The sequence below is a fragment of the Metabacillus sp. SLBN-84 genome (assembly GCF_053629595.1).
This window is the reverse complement of sequence record NZ_JBRJIP010000001.1, coordinates 2211331-2227585: the sequence shown is the minus strand read 5'-3', so window position 1 is coordinate 2227585 and position 16255 is coordinate 2211331. Positions and strand designations below refer to the sequence as shown.

Below are 16255 nucleotides of genomic sequence, written 5' to 3'. Positions count from 1 at the left end.
CTTTCTTTATTTACTTTTACCATTCTTCTGTCACCCTGAATGTAGCGGTTACAGAATTGCTTCCACCAAGGAGATTCGCTACTGCAAGTGTTACTGTCGACGTATCAGGAAGCTCAAAATCCAGGAGAAGGGCTGAAGCAAGAACTCTGCTTGATCCGGAAACGCCGGCCGCAAGTCCCTGAAGAATAACCTGCCCCCCGGTAATAGTTGTAAGTGTATTATTAACAAGCAGTGCTGTTTCATTTGTCGGGATGTTTGTATTTGCTGTAGGAAAGTTGGTGAATGTCCCGTTAATCGTGCCATCTAATATAATCTGATAGTAAATATCATCAGATGTGACAAGGTCGATTCCTTCAAGTTTTACGCTTACAGAGTTTACCCGGGCTGATCCTGCTGGGAAAATCGGCTTTCTCTGGAAAGAAATAATAGGTGTTAGCGTTCCGGTTGCAGTCACCGTCCTTCTCTCTGATGTAACTCTGAATATAGGATTATAGCTGCCTAAAATACTGTATTGCCTTCCTCCTACAAAAAGAGTAAGTGGCGAAGCGGTACCGTTATTTGAAACCTGGGCTCTTAAAGGCAGATTAGGATCAGCAAGGCTGGTCTGGCCAACAGGAGTAAACCGGTTTACCGTTATAACTTCCTGTGCTAATGTTACAGGGTCTGGAATGACCACTCTGAACTCTACAACCCCGTACCCATACCAGGTATACACAATCTGAAAAATATTCCCGTCAGCGAGATTAAGCGTTGCCCCGCTTGGTCCTGTGCCGTCCAGTGGATCAACGTTCCAGCTAGTTTGCGGAATGAACGTGTCAACACCCGCTCTTCGGATTGCCACAAAAATACCGTTTGTTGTATCCTGCCCAAAATAATAGCCATTTTGACCATCAAAGTAACCCCAGCTAACCCTTTGCGTTCCTGTTGGAGGTGCTGGAAGCCTTACACCGATGCCAGCTTCTCCGGCGTAGCCTGATTCATACCTTCCTCTTTCAGCACTGTCAAGGATGGCGCTGTCAGCCCCATTGGCTGCTGTACTAACAAGATATTCAGTGGCATTATTTGTGACCGTACCAGTTCCGGTCGTCGTAACTGTGTCTCTAAGAGTTGAAACCCCGTAAACAGAAGTTAATTCAATGATAGGCGTTCTCTCAGCTGTTCTGAGTTCGTCAAATTGGGAGTTTACATTTGGACCAACGTCAACAATCGTCGCATCAGGATCAAATGTTCCAGTTGCACCTGTGGCTCCAGTTGCACCAGTAACTCCTGTTGCACCCGTGGCTCCAGTTGCGCCTGTAGCTCCTGTTACTCCCGTGGCTCCAGTTGCACCAGTAACTCCTGTTGCGCCTGTTACTCCAGTCGCTCCTGTTACTCCCGTGACTCCAGTTGCACCAGTAACTCCTGTTGCACCCGTGGCTCCAGTTGCGCCAGTAACACCTGTAGCTCCTGTAGCTCCTGTTACTCCCGTGGCTCCAGTTGCACCTGTAGCTCCAGTTGCGCCTGTTACTCCAGTCGCTCCTGTGGCTCCTGTTACTCCCGTGACTCCAGTTGCACCAGTAACTCCTGTTGCACCCGTGGCTCCAGTTGCGCCAGTAACACCTGTAGCTCCTGTAGCTCCTGTTACTCCCGTGGCTCCAGTTGCACCTGTAGCTCCAGTTGCGCCTGTTACTCCAGTCGCTCCTGTTGCTCCTGTTACTCCCGTGACTCCAGTTGCACCAGTAACTCCTGTTGCACCCGTGGCTCCAGTTGCGCCAGTAACACCTGTAGCTCCTGTAGCTCCTGTTACTCCCGTGGCTCCAGTTGCACCAGTAACTCCTGTTGCACCCGTGGCTCCAGTTGCGCCAGTAACACCTGTAGCTCCTGTAGCTCCTGTTACTCCCGTGGCTCCAGTTGCACCAGTAACTCCTGTTGCACCCGTGGCTCCAGTTGCGCCAGTAACACCTGTAGCTCCTGTAGCTCCTGTTACTCCCGTGGCTCCAGTTGCGCCAGTAACACCTGTAGCTCCTGTTACTCCCGTGGCTCCTGTTGCACCAGTAACTCCTGTTGCGCCTGTAGCTCCTGTAGCTCCTGTAGCTCCAGTTGCGCCTGTTACTCCTGTGGCTCCTGTTACTCCAGTTGCTCCTGTGGCTCCTGTTACTCCAGTTGCTCCTGTGGCACCTGTGGCTCCAGTTGCGCCTGTTACTCCTGTGGCTCCAGTTGCACCTGTCGCTCCTGTTGCGCCTGTTACTCCAGTTGCGCCTGTAGCTCCAGTTGCGCCTGTTACTCCTGTGGCTCCAGTTGCACCTGTCGCTCCTGTTGCGCCTGTTACTCCAGTTGCGCCTGTAGCTCCAGTTGCGCCTGTAGCTCCTGCAGGACCAGTCGCTCCTGTCGCTCCAGATGCAAGTGTACCGATCAATGAAATATCATCCGCATAAACATCTGCAGAACCTGCCAATGGAAGCTTGTTAACGAGAACCAAAGCCTGAACTGCTCCTGCAGGGGCAGCGGAAGTGGTCTGGTACACTTCAATCCACGTATCGTTTTCTGCTAGCGGGATAGCATTTGCTGCAATGTTTGTGATCAATCCATATCCCAGGAATGTAAAAGATGCATCATAATAATTTACGGCCAGAGTCATGGGCGGGGAAGGCAAAGCTCCTGATTTTGTGAGGGAAACGACCATTTCAAAGCTATCTCCTTCAGCAACAGTGACAAGCTGATAGACAAACGCATTTACGTTGCCGCCAAGAAGCCTGACAGACCTAAAGCCGCTGTGCGGAAAAGAAGTGGAAACTGACGCATTAAGTGATACCCATGGCGCAAGTGATCCCGTCTCAAAACCGCCGTTTACAATTAAATTTTCAATAGACACTACTAAACCTCCAATCGTCATTCATATTTAAAAGGTACAAAAATTGTACATAACATGCTATGTGAAAAGTTTTTATTTGAAATGGACATGATCCCATTTTATTTAGAAACGTTTCATTTTTATTGAACATTTAAGACATGGAAAAGGCTGCAGGTTTATCAAATCGCTTCGATTTACCTGCAGCCTTCCAGGGTTTAACGACAATAAGCGTAATTAAACGAATCTGATGATGTTCTGTGTTCTTGTCTCGGCATTAATACTGGTTACACTTGATGCAGTGGTTACTAAAATACTCACTGTATAAGTCCTGCTTGCATTTGTAGCAGGTGCAGTATCTACCAGCGTATTGGCATTTAGAAATCTTTGCGTGCCTGCCGGGCTTCCAGAACGTGAAGTCGTCAGCTCTTCTATAAGGACTCCGTCTCTTCTGATCCTCATATTATAGACAATATTCCAGTTGGCAGTAGTTACAAAAGCCAATTGAACGTTGTTATCAACTTTCAGTTTGTTTCCAGCCGTTACGGATAATGTAATTGAAGTAACGGTTGTTTCAACTCCAACTGTGATAGGGATTGCAGCTGTCTGCTGAGTATCAAAGATCGAAGAACTTACCGGCTGAGCGGGTCCTGTTGGTCCCGTGGCACCTGTGGCCCCGGTTGGGCCAGCAGGTCCTGTAGCCCCCGTAGCTCCTGTTACGCCAGCAGGTCCTGTTGCACCTGTAGCTCCTGTAGCCCCTGTTGCACCTGTAACCCCTGCACCCGTAGCTCCTGTTACACCGGCAGGTCCTGTTGCACCCGTAGCTCCTGTAGCTCCTGTAGCCCCTGTTGCACCTGTTACCCCTGCACCCGTAGCTCCTGTTACACCGGCAGGTCCTGTTGCACCAGTAGCCCCAGTAGCCCCAGTTGCACCTGTAACCCCCGCACCGGTAGCTCCTGTTGCACCCGTAGCTCCTGTTACGCCAGCAGGTCCTGTTGCACCCGTAGCCCCTGTTGCTCCTGTAACCCCCGCACCTGTTGCTCCAGTAGCCCCAGTAGCCCCTGTTGCACCTGTTACGCCCGTCGCTCCAGTAACTCCAGTTGCTCCTGTTACGCCAGTAGCTCCAGTAACTCCAGTTGCTCCTGTTACGCCAGTAGCTCCAGTAACTCCAGTTGCACCTGTTATGCCAGTAGCTCCAGTAACTCCAGTTGCTCCTGTTACGCCAGTAGCTCCAGTAACTCCAGTTGCTCCTGTTACGCCCGTCGCTCCAGTAACTCCAGTTGCTCCTGTTACGCCAGTAACTCCAGTAACTCCAGTTGCTCCTGTTATGCCAGTAGCTCCAGTAACTCCAGTTGCACCTGTTACGCCAGCCGGTCCTGTAGCTCCAGTTGCTCCTGTCGCACCTGTAACCCCTGCACCCGTAGCTCCTGTTACGCCGGCAGGTCCTGTTGCACCTGTTGCACCTGTAACTCCCGCACCTGTTGCTCCAGTCGCCCCAGTAGCACCTGTTACACCAGCCGGTCCTGTTGCTCCCGTGGCTCCCGTAGCCCCTCCTACTGAACTTAAAAGCGCCACATCATCAACAAAGATATCTGCTGAATTTGCCTGCGGCAGTTTATTAATCAGTACAAGAGCATATGCTGTCCCCGGCGGTGCAGGAGCTGTTGTCTGATAGACTTCAAGCCATGTATCATTTGCAGCTGTCGGCACATTATTGGCTGTGATATTTGTAATAACCCCATATCCTAAAAATGCATTTGCGGCCGTATAGTAAGCGACTGAAATAGTAATTGGCCCGTTCGGCAGTGCTCCGTTTTTTGCTAAGGAGACAATGAGTTCAAACGTCTCTCCAGGACTTACATCAACTCTTTGAAAAATAAAAGAGTTTGCAGTCCCGCCAAGCAGGAGAGCTGAATAAATGCCGCTGTGGGCCTGGGCAGAACTAATTACCGCATTCTGTCCCGTCCACGGAGACAGAATGCCTGTTTCAAATCCGCCATTAATTATTCGATTTACAATTGTAAAAATTTGTCCTCCAATCTCAGAATAATTCTCGATCATTTTATGTCTGCATGCATATGGAGTGTTAAGGCAAGTATCCATTTTTGAAAAGCATTTTGAAAAGAGAAGTGTCCCTGCTGCTGTTGTAATGGAGGGCATGAGAAAATTCCCTGCTCGAATCTCATTAAACAATTGTTTCTTTTTTGCGCATATACATATAAAAACACCAGATTCAGAAGGAGGAGCCTAATGAAAAGTCTTCACGAAGACATCCTGACAAAATTAAACGTTTTGTCTATTAACGAGGCTGTCTTAGAAGGTGACGGCCAAAAGAAGAATAAAGGAAGGGAATTTCTGCTGAATGCAGCAGCTGCTTCCGCCAGGGGACAGAATCCTCAATCGTGGCTTTGGCTGTGGAGAGGAAACGTGGAATTTCCGGAAGAAAAATATTTTGCAGAACTGATCGATCTTCATTTCCCTAAACGAAGCAAACCGGACCTGCGTATTCTGCATGGATCAATTGAAATCGCCAATCAAATGAATGTTCTCACAGCAGGATTAAGAACAATCGGTGTATCCAGTGATTCTCTGAACTATTATCCTTACTACTTAAATTATCAGAATGATTACACCTGGGATTTGAGAAATCAGCGGAGCACCCCTGAACTTAATAGAAAGCTCCGAAAGCTTACGGAAGAATTCACAGCAATCTATGATCTCTTTCATTTTCACTTCGGAACTACCCTCACATTTGATTATTCTGATTTTTCAATGCTTAAAGATGCAGGCAAATCGATGGTTATGCATCATTGGGGAAGTGATGTAAGGCTGCACTCTGAGGCGTTGAAATCGAATCCCTATGCGCTGGTGAAAGATAAAAATGAGATAGGAATTCATCAGAAACTAAAGACCCTGTCTTCTCAAATCAATCATTGCATCATTCCGGACTACGAACTCTTTCCTTATGTGAAAGATTATTACGAACATGTCCATATCATACCATCAGCTATTGATCTGCAATCTTATCAGCCTGTTTCAATAAGGAAACAGAATGAACCGCCGCTCATTGTCCATGCGCCAACCTCTCCTTTCATTAAAGGAACCGCCTTTATACTCAAGGCAGTCGAAAAGCTGAAGGATAAATACACCTTTCAGTTTCAGCTTGTTCAGGGCATGAGTCATCAGGAAGCGAAAAAAATATATGAGAGAGCAGATGTGATCATTGACCAGCTTCATATCGGGAGCTACGGTCTTTTCAGTGTTGAATCCATGGCTCTTGGGAAGCCTGTGGTTTGTTACATTTCAGATGAGATGCAGCAGCACTATCCTAAAGATCTGCCCGTTATTTCTGCGAACCCTGATACAATTGAAGCCGTTATTGCAAGCCTGCTTCAGAACATTGACAGTTTCCCAGAGACAGGCAGAAAAAGCCGGCTATATGCAGAGAAATATCATGACTCTGCGGCAGTTTGCCCGCTCATTCATCACGTTTACCAGGATGTGATAAATAACCCCTGCTGATGTCAGCAGGGGTTACCTTTTATTTGATCACTCGTGCCGGATTTCCTACTGCTGTTTTCCCTGCCTCTACATCTTTAGTGACAGTTGCACCTGCACCGATAATGGCGTTCTCATTAATTGTAATACCCGGAAGAAGAGTCGCGTTGTTGCCGATTTTTGCGCCTTTCTTAATAACCGGACCTTTATAGGGATAATTTCCCTCGCCCATGTATTTGTCATTGGAGGTTGAAACACATGGACCGAGAAACACCTCATCTTCAATGATCATGTCTGCGGTCACATAGCAGCCGGTCTGAACAGTTACTCTGCTGCCAATGAGAGTGTTCGTTTCTACAATTACATTTCTGCCGATAATGGAATCTACTCCAACCACTACTTTCTCCCGTATGCTTGAAAGATCTCCGACAAAGGCTCCCTGCTTCAAAAGTAGATTTCTGTACAGCACAGTATTGCATCCAATTCTCACATCGTCCTCTATAACAAGCGGTGTAAGGGCAGCACCGGGTTTTCTTGCCATCTTTTTATTTTTCGAGGTTGTTTTTCCGAGAACGGATAAGTCCCCGACCTGCACCCTGTTTCCTATTTTTGTATCTTTTTTAATGATGACATGATGGCCGATCTCTGCATCATCGCCAATCTCTGCGTTTTCTTCGATGACGACATTCTGTCCGAGCACGACATTTTTCCCGATTTTTGCTGTGGGATGTATCATACTGCCACTCCTTTCTTATAAAACGTCTTTGTAAATCGTTAGAAGACCCGGCATGACAACAGAAACATCATGATAGTGTTCCACAAACTTTCTGCCTTCTGCACCAAGGTTCTTAAACGTATCGGGATTATCCAGGAGTTTTGATAGTTCATCGTAAAGCGTATCCGGATTAGCTGACACAATAGGCAGGCTTTCCGGAAGATTTTCTTTTATATCTGGCCTGATATAGCAGACGACCGGTTTGCCCAGTGCCATTGCCTCCACACTCAGATTACCGTACGCCCCGCATAGAATCTGATCAATAACGATATCAGCCCGTTTGTATACCGCCACGGCTTCTTCGTGGCTCATCTTTTCCACTCTGACATACTCAAAGGAATACTTGTCTTTTAATCTGTCTATTGTCTGTTCTATCTGTTCCGTCCCTTTAAATTTCGGCAGAGTCGGGGCATGAACAATAAGGGGTTTATTTGTTTTGCCGGGATATGCGGGAATATACTTTTCCGTTTCAATCAGTCTTGGAAGGATATATACTTTCTTATTCCGGGCATGATAGTAATCTTTCACATACTCAAATAATTCATGGTCCTGAACAATTGCAGCGTCTGCAACTTCTGCAAACAGCTGCAAACTTGAATGAATTTTTTCTGCATCATGGGAAGATTCCGTATTAACATAGGGATTGACATAATTATCACCTTTTCTTGCACGTTCAGGGGCTCTTACGTCATTTCCTCTGTGATGCATGATGATTTTCTTTCCTGCATTTTTTAATAACTTAAGATCTTTATAGCTGTCCATAAAGGAGTAGCCGTTGTGCAGATGGTAAATATCAAAGTGATCAAACGAGTTTTCGAAAATCTGCATTAACTCAAAAGCGTCCGTATTAAACGTTTGCTTGTAGTTCAAGTAACTGATAAAAAAATTATACGCACCGGATTGATAGCCGTATTTTCTTAGCTGGGAGCTGATCAGGCCAACCTGCCCCGCAATCTCAACAGGAGCATGCATTATTTTTATGTTTTTATCTAGCATTTTACTGCAACAGCCCCTTACAGTGATTTGTAAATTTCAATGAGATAGTCAGCTACAACGCTGCTGGCGTGATATTTTTCAACATATTTTCTGCTGGCTTTTCCTATCTCTTTTAAGCGGTCCCTATCCCTTAATAAATCAGTCAAAACCTGATCGAGGTTATCCGGATTTGCAATGACAATAGGAAGATCACTTGGGAATTTTTCTTTCACGTCATCACGCACGAACGCTACTACGGCTTTGCCCATTGCCATCCCTTCAACACTCAGCATTCCGTAAGATCCGCACATGATCTGGTCAACGATGATGTCTGACTGGCTGTACATGGCAAGAGCTTCTTTATGACTTTTCTTTTCAACCATCTGATACTCAAACGGCACCTTGCCCTTCATTTTATCAATCGCTGCTTCGACATACTCCGACCCTTTAAATTCCTTGTTTGTAGGTGCATGAATGATGACAGGCACTTTGTTTTCTCCGGGATATCTTGGACTGAACTTATCAAGGTTGCAGGCTAAAGGCATGATATACACTTTTTCGTAAAAATCAGCCACATGATTCACCATTTCGCCGTCCTGAACGATGGCTGTCTTAATGTATTTTGAATTGAAAGCAAGATGCTCGTGAATTTTTTCATCCGAATAATATCCGGCAGGCAGCGGATAGGGATTGTATTTTTTTACGTTTCCTGCCGTCCTCACATCTGATCCCCAGTGCTGCATAATCAGTTTTTTACCAGTTTCAGCAAGACTCGGCAGGTCATAATTTCCTGTGAGAAATGTATTTCCGTTATGAAAGTGCAGAATATCTGCCGTTGCGACGATGTCTGAAATGACGTTTTTCAATTCAAATAAATCGGTGTTTACAACATGTTTATGATGATAATTGATATAGCTGTGAAACCAGTTGAATCCAGCGGTTTCATACCCTTTTTTCCGCAATTCATTACAAAGTGTACCCATCTGTCCGGCAATTTCAGTTGGGCAATGGACAATCTTCATTTGCAACACTCCTTCTCGCATATCTTATTCCCTCCGTGAAAGAAAGGTTATAAAAATGAGGTTTTCACACATAACCTTTTATAGTAAAGCGCCATATGCTGTACAGGAATGACACTAAAAGGAGTGATTGCACGTTGTCTGGATATTTAATGGCCAGTGAGCTATCCATCCACAAATCGATTTGCATGCTTCCGTGCGGGGGTATTTCAATTCATGACAGAACAGACTGGACGGCAGATGAGTTAGCATTTTATCAGGTGAATCAGGAAAATCCTGCTACACCTCAATCTTTATTCAAAAGTTTTATCTTTAATCCTGTTTCTTTCAGAAAAGACCATTATATCCATCCGATGTTTACAGGCTTTGGGGAGCAGGCTGATCTGACAGACTGGAAACTTGCCATTGAACACTTTTTTAAAAAGGATGCAAATTTCTATGCTTTAAATCAGGCTGCTCTTGAAAAGACAGAAATTTGGGCAGGCGTTCCATATCCTTCTCACCTGCAGACAGATTTTGGCTCGATAAATGGAAAGAAACTAGACTTCTCTTTAAACGAAGACCGGCTTTATGCCGTAAAATGGTGGATGGATCAGTTCCTCTCCAGATGGGAGAAAGAAAAAGCCGGCTTGCCTAACCTGGAGTTTAAAGGGTTTTTGTGGCAGAGAGGATCCATTCAGGAAATTGATGAACCTGTCGTCACAGGTTTCACCAGTTATACGAAAGAGAAGAAGGTATATTCCTTCTGGCTTCCGTTTCTCGGCTCTTACGGCGCAATTAAATGCAGAGAGCTTGGGTTCGATGCAGCGTGTGTTCATGCCAACTATTATGGAAACACACATCTGGATTACAACTGGATCATTCATTCCTCCAATTTTGCACAGTTTTATCATACAGGCGTGCAAGTTCTTTTCGGGAAAGGCATGACATTTAACGACACCCATATCCTCGACTATTTAAATTGGGGCATACGGGCACTGTATATGACGAATGATGCTGTTGTAGTCTATCATTTTCCAAAACAGACGATGAAAGGTATTTTTACAGAAAACCGGACCATTTACGGGCATATCGCTTCCTTTTTAAACAAAACGTACACATGGACTTCCTACCCAGGTATGCCGTACAAATAAAGACAGAACAAAAGCCGCTGAAATGAGCGGCTTTTTTGAGTGAAAAAGATGCTGGAACAAAAGACAGCAGCTTGAGAAACATATGAAATAGCGCTCATTTGGCAGGATTTCTACTATACAAAAGGCTCGCCCCATTGCGGATGCGAGCTTTTTCAATTGTGGCACTATTCCTCGAGTGTTGCCACTTTCAGGTGACAGAATACGCATTTGTGGCGACATTCCTCCGAGTGCTGCCACTTTTCAGATGACAGAATACGCATTTGTGGCGTCATTCCACCGAGTGCTGCCACTTTACGGGTAATCGCTCCCTATCCTTATGTGTAAATCCATAAAAATTGACCACAAACATTTTGTTCCAGTCGCCTTATAAGTTCTGATAGATTTTAATCAGTTCATCAACAACCACATGCTTGCAGTGGTTTTCTTCCACATATTTTCGCCCCTGACGGCCAATGTCTTCTCTCAGTTCCGGGAATTTCAGCAGGCGTTCAACTGCATGATAGACTGTTTCGGGATTGGCGTTAACAATTGGGAGTGTGTCCGGAAACGTCGGAACAAGATCCGGTCTTATAAACGTGACCACCGGCTTGCCGAGCGCCATTGATTCTACACTTAACAGGCCGTAGGAGCCGCAGAGAATCTGATCCACAATGATATCTGCTTCTTTGTACAGGGAGATGACTTCGTCGTGATTCATTTTTTCGATTCGCTTATACGTGAATTCATAGGTCTCCCGGAGCTTTTCAATGGCAGCTTCAACATGTCGGGTCCCTTTAAAATCGGGATTTGTCGGCGCGTGAAGAATGAGCGGAACTTTTTTGTCCTTTGACGGGTAGGCAGGTTTAAAATGAGTGAGATCAATGGCAATCGGCAGCACATGCACTTTTTGATAATACTCTTTAACGTACTCATAAACTTCATAATCCTGTACAATCGCCTCTGAAATAAACGATGAAACTTTTGTTAATCGTTCATGCATCACTTCGTTAGGCGGTGAATCCCCCGTATAGGCAAATGGATTTTTTTCTTTTGCCTGTTCATGAAAACGCACGTCGTTTCCCCAGTGATGCATAACCATTTTCTTTCCCAGGGCATGAATTTTTTCAAGATCGCTGTAAGATTTGCACATGGTCGTATTGTAGTGGAAATGAAAAAGATCATAATCTGCGATCAGCTGGTCCTGATTTTTCTCCAGATAGGCTTCATCCGTGTTCACTAAATAATCCTTGTACCCGAGATATGAGTGAAATGTGTTGTACCCGAGTGAATGATATCCTTTTTTCTCAAGGGCTGAGCTTAAAATACCCATTTGCCCGGCAATTTCAGTCGTTCCATGAAAAATGTTCATGATTCACGATCCTTTCAGCCATTCATGCGTTTTCGTAAGACCTTCAATGAGCGAATGGCGGTTCCTCCAACCGAGCTCCCTTTCAATCTTACCGGTATCCATGCACCGTCTCTGAACGACATCCACATTTCGTTTCGGAGAGAATGCATTTCCGAGAGTGTCTTTTCCCGCTGCTTCTTTCACACTGGCTGAAAGCTGCAGAATGCTGGTTTCGATTCCGGTGCCCACATTGTATTTTTCGCCAAGAGCAACATCCGAAACAGCCGCAAGAATCGTCGCATCCATGGCATCGTCAACGTACGTAAAGTCCCGGGTCTGTTTTCCGTCTCCAAAAATGTCAAAAGGCTCATTCTTTTCGGCTGCATCAAAAAATTTCGCGATGACGCCGCAATATGGATTTGATATCAGCTGTCCGGGTCCGTATACATTTGAAAAACGAAGAGTTGCAACCGGCAGCTGGTACAGATTGAAATAGACATCGCAATAATGTTCGGTGGTAAATTTACTGGCTGAGTATGGCAGTTTAATATTGTAGTACGTTTCAGGTGTAGGGAAAATCTCGGCATTTCCGTAAACTGACGCTGTAGATGCATAGACAAATCTCTTCAGCTGCGGTGACAGCTCCTTTGCTTTTCTCAAAAGGGTAAAGCCGCCAAGAACATTCGTGTGAAAATCAGAATAAATATTGTCCACTGACAGGACTAGATTTTTACAGGCAAAGTGAAAAATGTAATCGACTTTTGGAAGAATGTCATCCAGTACTTTTTCATCGGTTATGCATGCTTTGTAAAACGTGATTTTGTCACTGTCGGGGATGGCCGAAACAGTGCCTGTCGATAAATTATCAATAATATAGAGATGGTTCGAAGTTGGCAGCAGGGTTTTTACGAGCTGTGATCCAAGAAAACCTGCTCCGCCTGTAATAAGGACATTTCCGAACATGTCAATCCCTCTTTTCTTTTAACATCGATAACGTGGAGAAGTCGTTCATTGGCAGATGGACAGGCTTTGCAGTCAGGGCGGACTCATAAAGACCAAAAATGATTTCAAGCGCTTTTTTCCCCTCCGGCCCTGAAATCAGCGGCTCTGCATCCGGATCATTCAGCGATTCAATCAGGTTTTTGTACATGGCCAGCTGTTCATCAAACGATTTTGAAAAAGCTTCAACCTCCTGAATATCAAGTTCACTTCCCTCCGCGTGCCACCTGGAAACCCTGCTTAGAGAGGGACCCTCTACAGAGAGTGTTCCTTTTTCCCCGAAAACAGAAAGGGCATACCCAATATTCGACGGCTGCGAAATGACGTTTGCCTCTATGACTCCTTTAGCGCCGTTATCAAATGTCACGATGCCGATCGCGGCATCTTCTGTTTCTTTGGACAGGTTTTTATGAAGAATTTCCCCCGAAACCGACTTTGCCTCCCCCAAAAACCATTGCATAAGATCAATCAGGTGAATACCCTGATTTAAAAGCATTCCTCCATCATGCTTCCACGTTCCTCTCCACGGGGCAGATTCATAATACTCCCTGGAGCGGTTAATTCTGATTGAAGCGATCGCGTAATAGGGGGTTCCAATCTGACCGGCATCAATGACCTCTTTCATCTTGGACAGCAGAGGAAGGAATCTGAGCTGATGGCAGACCATCACCCGCTTTTGCTTTTTTTTGCTTAACTCAATAATGGAATCAGCTTCTTTTATAGATAATGCCATAGGTTTTTCCAATATGACGTGTTTATTTGCATTCAGTGCCTCCATTGCCATTTTGGCATGAAGACTTGAGATGACTGTAATAACAATCACATCAATGTCTTCATTTAAAAGCATTTCTGTATAGTACGTATACGCTGTGACCTCTTTATCCTGCCCTACCGCCTGTTTATAATCTGCAATCGCTTCTCTCATCCTGTCTTCTTTAAGATCACTTACCGCTGCAAGTGAGGCTCCGGAGCAGCCGGCGATGGCGTTCACATGGCGTTTTGAAATAAAACCGCAGCCGATCAGTCCGAATGAAACCGTCATGATTGATCTCCGCCTAAAACGGTTTTAAGAGTCTGAACGATTTTTTCCTGCTCTTCTTTATATAAGAAAGGATGCATCGGCACGGCAAAAAGGGTGTTCGAAAGATTTTCCGCTTCCGGGAAATCTCCTTTTCTGTAGCCCAGAGACCGGTAAACTTCCTGCAAGTGAAGACACTGCGGATAGTAAACACCTGATGCGATTTGATTATCCTTCAGGACTTGCAGGCAGTCATCCCTTTTATCCGACTGCAGGCAGAAGAGATGATAAATATGGCTTCTGTCTGCAGATGCTTTAGGACATGTCAGTCCGCTCAGTGACGAAAGCTCTGTCCGGTATTGTTCTGCAAACTCCTGCCGTTTGCTGTTCCACTCGTCAATCTTCTCAAGAACGACAAGCAGGATGGCGGCATGAATTTCATCGAGTCTGCTGTTGTACCCAATGGCATCATGATAGTATTTCTTTGAAGTTCCGTGCATTCTCAGTTTTCTCAAAGATGCTGCAAGCTCAGGATTTGAAGTGGTAATAATGCCGCCGTCACCGATTGTCCCGAGATTTTTAGTTGGAAAAAATGAAAAACAGGCAACATCCGCAAGACTTCCCGCTCTTTTTCCTTTGTAGTACGCGCCAAATGCCTGACAGGCGTCTTCAATAACATAAAGTCCGTGCTTTTTTGCAAGAGCATTCATTTCATCCATATCAGCAGGCTGGCCAAAAATATGCACGGGAATGATGGCTTTTGTTTTTTCAGTTATTGCCTTTGCCGTTTTACCGGGATCAAGGTTGAAGGTATTCGGGTCTACATCAGCAAACACCGGTGTTGCGCCTACACGCGATATAGCTTCCGCACTTGCAAAAAACGTAAACGGAGAGGTAATCACTTCATCCCCTGCTCCGATGCCAAGCGCGTCAAGCACCATAACGAGTGCATCTGTTCCGTTTCCTACTGCTATGGCATCTGATACGCCGAGTTTTTCTGCAATCTTTGTTTCGAGCTCAAGCACCTTCGGACCGAGTATATACTGGCCGGAATCATACACTTTCTCAATTTCTTTAAAAACTTCCTCTTTTATCGCCTGAAACTGCCTCTGCAAATCTACCAGATTAATCATATACGGCTCCTTCTTTCATGGATTTCAAGTTCACAACCATCAGGATTAATGTATGAAGAAAAGAAGTCAGGTGATACGGCATGTGACTAATTGCTTCAGGGCATGCACGTACTTTTTACAGGACAGTGCCCTTTTTTTGCATCTGGTTGACTGTCTATGGCGGATAAAAAGATTGTGCATACCATAACGAGACTAAACTACCAAGATAATGCGAGGAGATTTGAAAGTGGCAGATAAATACAAAGGTAAACTTGCAGTCATAGGTTTAGGTTTCGTTGGCCTGCCCCTATCTGTTACATTGGCGGAAAAAGGATTTCAAGTATACGGGATCGATGTGGACGGAAGAAAAATTGCCTCATTAACGAATAAAGTCAGCTACATTGACGATGTCAGTCATGAGCGCCTGAAAGATGCAGTCGAACAAAAGAATTTTATTCCGACCAGTGATTTTGACATCATGAAGAGTGTGGAATCGATTATTGTATGTGTTCCGACACCATTGAAAGATAAAAACCCCGACTTGAAATATGTTGAGAGCGCCGGACTTGAGATCAGCAAACGGCTTCAAAGAGGGCAGCTCGTTATTTTAGAAAGCTCGACATTCCCGGGAACGACAAAAGATGTGCTTTTGCCGATGCTTGAGCGGGACGGCATGAAAGCAGGCAATGATTTCTTTGTGGCCAATTCGCCGGAACGGATCGACCCGGGAAATAAACAGTATGCAGTGACGCAGATTCCAAAAGTGGTGGGCGGCACAACACCGGCATGCCAAAAAGCGGCCTTTGACCTTTATTCACAAGTGTACGATCAGGTGGTTCTTGTTTCATCGGCAGAAGCAGCAGAATTGACAAAGCTTCTTGAAAATACGTTTCGCTTCATTAATATTTCATTTATGAATGAAATGGCGGTTTTATGTGACGATCTTGGCATCAGCATCTGGGAAGTGATTGATGCTGCTTCGACTAAGCCATACGGGTATACCCCATTTTATCCGGGACCGGGAATTGGAGGCCACTGTATTCCGGTTGATCCGCTTTATCTGCAGTGGAAGCTTCAGCAGTCACAGAAAAGCAGCGAATTCATTTCATTGTCCGATCAAGTGAATGATCAAATGGTCACCTATGTGGCAGAACGCACGAAAAAGCTGCTTAAGGGAAAACAGCATCCGAAAATTCTTCTTTACGGGGTTACGTATAAAAAAGATGTGGCTGATATCAGAGACTCTACAGCTGTTGAAGTTTTTGAAAAATTTGCCGAATCCGGTACCGATGTATCCTACCATGATCCTTTTATTCCGGTCATGTCCATTCACGGAAAAGAATTTAAGAGTGCGGAAGTATCAGAGAACAGTTTAAAAGAGTACGATATTGTTGTCATCTTAACGGATCATACACAGATTCCGCTTGATCTGCTCGCTCAGCATGCGGCACTGATCTTTGATACAAGAAATGTGACGAAAACACTTCCTGATTCGGAAACGTTATTTAGACTTGGAGACGGCAGAAAGGTTTAATCATCCGAATAAATACAAGAACCCCCGCCTGCCAAAGC

Annotated in this window: 12 protein-coding genes; 3 read left to right on the top strand and 9 right to left on the bottom strand. The window is 45.1% G+C overall.

The genetic code is table 11. From position 1 onward, the window contains the following. Nucleotides 1-16: 16 nt before the first annotated feature. Nucleotides 17-2851 carry an NTTRR-F1 domain gene (locus tag RKD52_RS11390; RefSeq protein WP_454099833.1) on the bottom strand — a complete coding sequence of 945 codons (2835 nt, stop codon included), beginning with the start codon at nucleotides 2849-2851 and terminating at the stop codon, nucleotides 17-19. Nucleotides 2852-3064: 213 nt separating this feature from the next. Further along, nucleotides 3065-4888 (bottom strand): NTTRR-F1 domain, encoded by a 1824-nt coding sequence (locus RKD52_RS11385; protein WP_454099832.1) that lies wholly within the window; start codon nucleotides 4886-4888, stop codon nucleotides 3065-3067. A 189-nt stretch (nucleotides 4889-5077) separates the two neighbouring features. Between RKD52_RS11385 and RKD52_RS11380 the strand changes: the two genes are divergently transcribed. Continuing rightward, nucleotides 5078-6349 (top strand): glycosyltransferase family 1 protein, encoded by a 1272-nt coding sequence (locus RKD52_RS11380; protein ID WP_454099831.1) that lies wholly within the window; start codon nucleotides 5078-5080, stop codon nucleotides 6347-6349. A 19-nt stretch (nucleotides 6350-6368) separates the two neighbouring features. Here RKD52_RS11380 and RKD52_RS11375 read toward each other — a convergent pair whose 3' ends face one another. Genes RKD52_RS11375 through RKD52_RS11365 form a run of 3 tightly spaced genes read right to left on the bottom strand, consistent with a single transcriptional unit; the run spans nucleotide 6369 to nucleotide 9097 of the window. Then, entirely contained in the window at nucleotides 6369-7061 is a 693-nt protein-coding gene (locus RKD52_RS11375) for a DapH/DapD/GlmU-related protein (RefSeq protein ID WP_454099830.1), read from the bottom strand. A 15-nt stretch (nucleotides 7062-7076) separates the two neighbouring features. Continuing rightward, complete coding sequence (locus RKD52_RS11370; RefSeq protein WP_454099829.1) at nucleotides 7077-8096, bottom strand: glycosyltransferase family protein; 1020 nt, start codon at nucleotides 8094-8096, stop codon at nucleotides 7077-7079. A gap of 17 nt (nucleotides 8097-8113) precedes the next feature. Further along, nucleotides 8114-9097, bottom strand: coding sequence for a hypothetical protein (locus RKD52_RS11365; RefSeq protein ID WP_454099828.1), 984 nt, complete (start codon nucleotides 9095-9097; stop codon nucleotides 8114-8116). A 134-nt stretch (nucleotides 9098-9231) separates the two neighbouring features. On the opposite strand from RKD52_RS11365, the gene RKD52_RS11360 reads away from it, so the two are divergent. After that, the gene (locus RKD52_RS11360) at nucleotides 9232-10227 is read left to right on the top strand and encodes a DUF4855 domain-containing protein (RefSeq protein ID WP_454099827.1); all 996 of its coding nucleotides are present in this window, start codon (nucleotides 9232-9234) and stop codon (nucleotides 10225-10227) included. Nucleotides 10228-10591: 364 nt separating this feature from the next. Here RKD52_RS11360 and RKD52_RS11355 read toward each other — a convergent pair whose 3' ends face one another. The 4 genes from RKD52_RS11355 to RKD52_RS11340 are packed head-to-tail and all read right to left on the bottom strand — an operon-like array spanning nucleotide 10592 to nucleotide 14704. After that, on the bottom strand, nucleotides 10592-11575 hold the full coding sequence (locus RKD52_RS11355) for a glycosyltransferase family 4 protein (protein ID WP_454099826.1): 984 nt from the start codon (nucleotides 11573-11575) through the stop codon (nucleotides 10592-10594). Between the two features lie 3 nt (nucleotides 11576-11578). Then, on the bottom strand, nucleotides 11579-12517 hold the full coding sequence (locus RKD52_RS11350; RefSeq protein ID WP_454099825.1) for an NAD-dependent epimerase/dehydratase family protein: 939 nt from the start codon (nucleotides 12515-12517) through the stop codon (nucleotides 11579-11581). A gap of 1 nt (nucleotide 12518) precedes the next feature. After that, nucleotides 12519-13595, bottom strand: coding sequence for a Gfo/Idh/MocA family protein (locus RKD52_RS11345; protein WP_454099824.1), 1077 nt, complete (start codon nucleotides 13593-13595; stop codon nucleotides 12519-12521). Next, the gene (locus tag RKD52_RS11340; RefSeq protein WP_454099823.1) at nucleotides 13592-14704 is read right to left on the bottom strand and encodes a DegT/DnrJ/EryC1/StrS family aminotransferase; all 1113 of its coding nucleotides are present in this window, start codon (nucleotides 14702-14704) and stop codon (nucleotides 13592-13594) included. Before RKD52_RS11340 ends, RKD52_RS11345 begins: the two co-directional genes overlap by 4 nt. 226 nt (nucleotides 14705-14930) lie before the next feature. Between RKD52_RS11340 and RKD52_RS11335 the strand changes: the two genes are divergently transcribed. Continuing rightward, nucleotides 14931-16217 carry a nucleotide sugar dehydrogenase gene (locus RKD52_RS11335; RefSeq protein ID WP_454099822.1) on the top strand — a complete coding sequence of 429 codons (1287 nt, stop codon included), beginning with the start codon at nucleotides 14931-14933 and terminating at the stop codon, nucleotides 16215-16217. Nucleotides 16218-16255 lie beyond the last annotated feature (38 nt).

Bases quoted from the DNA above. Each gene is read 5' to 3' on its own strand.
- RKD52_RS11340 (WP_454099823.1), bottom strand. From the start codon at position 14,704: ATGATTAATCTGGTAGATTTGCAGAGGCAGTTTCAGGCGATAAAAGAG.
- RKD52_RS11370 (WP_454099829.1), bottom strand. From the start codon at position 8,096: ATGCTAGATAAAAACATAAAAATAATGCATGCTCCTGTTGAGATTGCG.
- RKD52_RS11385 (WP_454099832.1), bottom strand. From the start codon at position 4,888: ATGATCGAGAATTATTCTGAGATTGGAGGACAAATTTTTACAATTGTA.
- RKD52_RS11345 (WP_454099824.1), bottom strand. From the start codon at position 13,595: ATGACGGTTTCATTCGGACTGATCGGCTGCGGTTTTATTTCAAAACGC.
- RKD52_RS11375 (WP_454099830.1), bottom strand. From the start codon at position 7,061: ATGATACATCCCACAGCAAAAATCGGGAAAAATGTCGTGCTCGGACAG.
- RKD52_RS11365 (WP_454099828.1), bottom strand. From the start codon at position 9,097: ATGAAGATTGTCCATTGCCCAACTGAAATTGCCGGACAGATGGGTACA.
- RKD52_RS11380 (WP_454099831.1), top strand. From the start codon at position 5,078: ATGAAAAGTCTTCACGAAGACATCCTGACAAAATTAAACGTTTTGTCT.
- RKD52_RS11355 (WP_454099826.1), bottom strand. From the start codon at position 11,575: ATGAACATTTTTCATGGAACGACTGAAATTGCCGGGCAAATGGGTATT.
- RKD52_RS11350 (WP_454099825.1), bottom strand. From the start codon at position 12,517: ATGTTCGGAAATGTCCTTATTACAGGCGGAGCAGGTTTTCTTGGATCA.